Annotated in this window: 4 protein-coding genes; 3 read left to right on the forward strand and 1 reads right to left on the reverse strand. The window is 42.8% G+C overall.

All coding sequences use genetic code 11. The annotated features are described in order from the left end of the window. Positions 1–959: Wadjet anti-phage system protein JetD domain-containing protein (locus A3751_RS03660; protein ID WP_068452222.1), on the forward strand; the 959-nt coding region annotated here is incomplete at its 5' end. Positions 960–1,142: 183 nt separating this feature from the next. Then, entirely contained in the window at positions 1,143–2,192 is a 1,050-nt protein-coding gene (locus A3751_RS03665; RefSeq protein WP_156492238.1) for a hypothetical protein, read from the forward strand. A gap of 17 nt (positions 2,193–2,209) precedes the next feature. Here the strand turns inward: A3751_RS03665 and A3751_RS03670 are convergent, their stop codons facing one another. Next, complete coding sequence (locus A3751_RS03670; RefSeq protein ID WP_068452229.1) at positions 2,210–2,923, reverse strand: NUDIX domain-containing protein; 714 nt, start codon at positions 2,921–2,923, stop codon at positions 2,210–2,212. Positions 2,924–3,086: 163 nt separating this feature from the next. On the opposite strand from A3751_RS03670, the gene A3751_RS03675 reads away from it, so the two are divergent. After that, complete coding sequence (locus A3751_RS03675) at positions 3,087–4,103, forward strand: SPFH domain-containing protein (protein ID WP_068452232.1); 1,017 nt, start codon at positions 3,087–3,089, stop codon at positions 4,101–4,103. Positions 4,104–4,171: the final 68 nt, after the last annotated feature.

A 4,171-nucleotide genomic window follows, 5' to 3' on the forward strand; every position in this document is an offset into this window, starting at 1 on the left:
AGCATAAGTTTGGTAGTGAGAAATATGAGAATGCCAAGGTTCGGTTTTTACCTGATGCAGAGGAAACAGTTAGGTACTGGCTGAATCGTCCAAAAGTTGTTCCTTACAAAAATCAATGGCAGATTGCGGTCGAATCTCAACATTGGCCGGATGCAGTTAATGTGGCATTTCTGAGCGAAAACCCCTTATTTATTGATGAACGATCAGCCTTGCACGTGGCAGAAAGTCTCTCCAAATTAGCACATCGAGCAAGTTCTGATACAGAGCCTCAGACGCTAAGAGCTTTGTCCGCAGCTCACTTTTGGGGTGACTCCAAATTCCTAGATAACAAAAGAGATTATCTGCAATCGGCATTACCTGATTGCAGACTTAAAGAACGTCCATTACTGGTTAATATTTTTGTTCCAGAAGATTTCTCATCGGTACTCTTTATTGAAAACCAAGATACTTTCCTAATGCTTGTTACTAAATTGTCTAGTGCAAGAGATCTTGCTGATGAGTTTAAAGGGATTGCGTTGGTATATGCCGCGGGCTTCAAAGGCGCAGCGGCAAGGATTCGTGATAAATCTGGGTATGTTTTCAGTGAGGTATCGCGATCACCAGCAACTATTTATGATAGTTTTACTCGATGGTGGGAGCTTGAATCGGACAAAGATATCCCTGCTTACTTTTGGGGAGATCTTGATTATTCAGGATTCGCAATTCTGTCCGCTTTGCGAGGCGTTTTTGAGGGTATGGAGGCCTGGGAGGCGGGCTATGAAGTAATGCTTCGTTTTCTTGATCAAGGATTAGCACACCCTGTTTCATCCAAGAATAAGGGAGCTCAAAATGACCCGGGTGAAACTGGTTGTGATTACTCAGATCAAGTGCTTTTGCCCCCGCTGCGCAGAACTGCACTATTTGTAGACCAAGAAGCGGTTTCGTTTGCTGAGCTTGAACAAACACCTAATGGGCATTAGTTGTTGCATGCGATTATCAGGTTGATCAGTTAGCGCTATGTCAATTTGTGGTCAATTATGTCCTGCTCGTTATTTTCACCGAAGTAGAAGCTAATACTTAGAAAAATCTAATATTTATTGCACACTATGAGCGGAAAATTGAAAAGCTACCTTTACTCAATTAAACATGTTGGTGACGTAAAATTGAAAGTAACTAATAAACTTTGGCAGCAAATGATCAGAAGTCATTCAGGTGAGGATCGTGCTGAAATAGATGCATTAAACAAGCTAAATACCAAGCTTTACATCATTGGTTTGTTGGCAAAAAGTAAGGGGAATCATCGAGATTGTGTGGTTTTCTGTCCAAAGGAGGGACATGGTCTATCTATTAAAAGAGTGGATAACGTAAAACTGAACACTGGCTGTTTTGAATGCGGGAAAAAGGCAAAAGCTAAAATGAGCGACAAAGACTTCGCACTGGAAAGGATACCAAAAGAAGTAAGGGTGAAAGTATTGTCAATCTCTACATCTAGAGATGAAGTTAGAGAGCACGATCGATCGAAGATGATGGTCGTACTAAAGACTAAAAATTACGAAGTCAACTCTAGGCTTGACTACCTGATTATAGGTATCAAGAAATGTGAAGAAGAAGAGGAAGAACTTTTGGAAAAGCATGGTGAATTCGTATCGTTCAATATGCATTATCACAAAAGAAAACTAAAAATACATGGGAGGTGCAATTTAACTGGCAGGAACTTTGATAAGCTTGCCAATGTGAAAAACTGGATCAATAGAGCTGATGAAGAAAACAGGAAAAAACTTATAGCAACAAAAGAAAAACAAAAGATCATGCCTTGGGAGGTTTTTAAACGATCTAGATCAGAAAGCAAACCTGCAAATTTAGTGATCACCTTATTTAATAAATATTCCCATGGTTTGAAGCCGACTACTGAAAAACAGTTCCCAGGTCTAGATGGAGATAAAAGGGCGTTACGGGTAGATTTGTACTATGAGCAACTGAATATAGTTATAGAAGTCCAATCTATCTTACACGAGAAGGAAATTGAGTATTTTGGGGGCGCCGAGGGTTTTAAGCAACGTCGCAATTATGATGAAAGAAAACGGGTGTATTTTAAACGACTAGAAGAAATAGAAGGTGTAAGGTTTTATGAGCTTAGAGGTGACGGGGATCGTAGAGAGCTAGAACAACGGATTAAAAGCATTTACGAGGAAAATAGAACTAGACTCAACTAAACTTTACTTGCTCTAACTCACCGTTCTAAATTCGTACCAAACGTAAATGCCTTACTGTTTTCCTTCATTCGATAAAGCATGGCCTGGCGCTTTCCGCTTGCTCGTTTACCTCCGGTTTCTTCCAATATGTCTGCGCTCTCAATCCGTCTGCGGAACGACTTTTTCTGTATCTCTTTTCCAAGAATGATCTCGTGCACGTGTTGTAACTCTGGCAGGGTGAATTTATCAGGCAGGGCGTATGCAGGTACGATGGAATACAATGCTTTTTGCTTAAGTCGGTCCAAGGCGTGGTCAATGATCATGCGATGATCGAATGCAATCTTCAGCTCATCAAGATTTCCTAGCCCGAACCATTTTGCGTCGGAAACGGTGTCGATGTGCACCTCGCATTCTTGATACGCGATGAGTGCCGTAAAGCAAACTGACACTGACCAACCGCGCGGATCGCGCTTTGCGCCGCCGACACTAACTAATTGCTCGATGTAGGGAGGCTCAACTGACGTTTTCTCTTTGAGTTTTCGCTTTGCTGCGTCCTCAAGCGATTTATCTTTTTTAAAGTCAATAAATCCGCCCGGCAACCCCCATTTTGAGCGCTCAGGAAAGTTTGGTCTCTCTACCATCAACACTTTGAGCTCATTCTCATGGCAGGTAAAAAGGACGCTGTCGACGGTCACGAGTGTTACGTCGAACTCTTTGGGGTCGTAATTTTTTAAGAACTCTCTCTCATTCATTAGATGCCGTTAAAAGCCTTTATTTGATCCTATTAGCATACCTTGATTCCCTTGATTTACAAAAATAAGTGTCGTAAGGACATTTTTGTTGACTCATAAGTGTCTTTAGGACACTATATATAAAAGTGTCGTTAGGACACTTATTGTTAGGGGAGAGGCTACTATGTTCACTATTAAATATTACAAATCAGATGCATCGACGTTTGTCATTAAAACGGTTAACGGTAAAAGTAAGGCGAAAGGCAAGGGCCTAAGTTTTTTCTACAACGCGGCAACTACGTCTATTGCTGCCTTGCCAGTCAATGTGCAAGAAGCACCGTTCATCTTCAACCTTCAAACCGCTGACTTCCAGCAGGTGAGTGTTCAAGGTCAAGTGAGCTTTCGCTTAGCAGACGCCGAAAAGACAGCTGAGTTGATGAACTTTACCTTGGCGCAAGATGCTGTCTCTTTTGTGTCGGAAGACCCAATGCGTTTGAACGAACGCGTGTTACGGGTCATCCAAGTTGCTGTTCAGGCGGCGATTCAATCTTCCAATTTAAGGCAGGCTTTAGGTGCGGCTGAATCGTTAGTGAGTACGTTAGATCAGGTGTTGGCTGCGGCGCCTTCGCTTCAGGCATTAGGTATTGAGGTGTTGGGCGTTTCTATTTCAAACATTGCGCCGACCCCAGAGACTGCTCGCGCGTTAGAAGCGGTGGCAAGAGAAGAGATTTTGAAACAAAGTGATGATGCAATATATGGGCGGCGCAAGGCGTCTGTGGAGCAGGAGCGAACAATTAAAGAGGCGGAGCTAGAGACGGAGTTATCTGTACAAAGTAAGCAACAAGAAATGGAGGAGCGCCACCTCGAAAATGAGCGAACCTTGTTGAGTCAGCAAGCAAAAATGGATCAAGAGAGAATGCAGGCTGAGATAGCCCAAGAAGAGCAGCGTAGCCAGTTCGTTGAAACTAAGGCGGCTAATAGTCGTATCGAAGCTGATGCGGATAAGTATCGAATCTCCTCGCGTATGAATGCGTTTAAAGTGTTGCCCGTTGAAAACTTGAAAGCGATGGCCTTGGCCAACATGGATCCAGAGCAGTTGATGGCGATGGCATTTGAGTCATTAGCTCAGAACGCAGGAAAGATAAATGAATTGACCATTACCCCAGATTTGTTCAGCAAAATGGTGAAAGCAAATGGCTAGTAGTGCGCGTGTTGTGATGATTACACGTAAGACGCGTGTTCAAGAACTAATTGAGCGCTTCAATTCGT

It is taken from the genome of Oleiphilus sp. HI0080, from assembly GCF_001635135.1.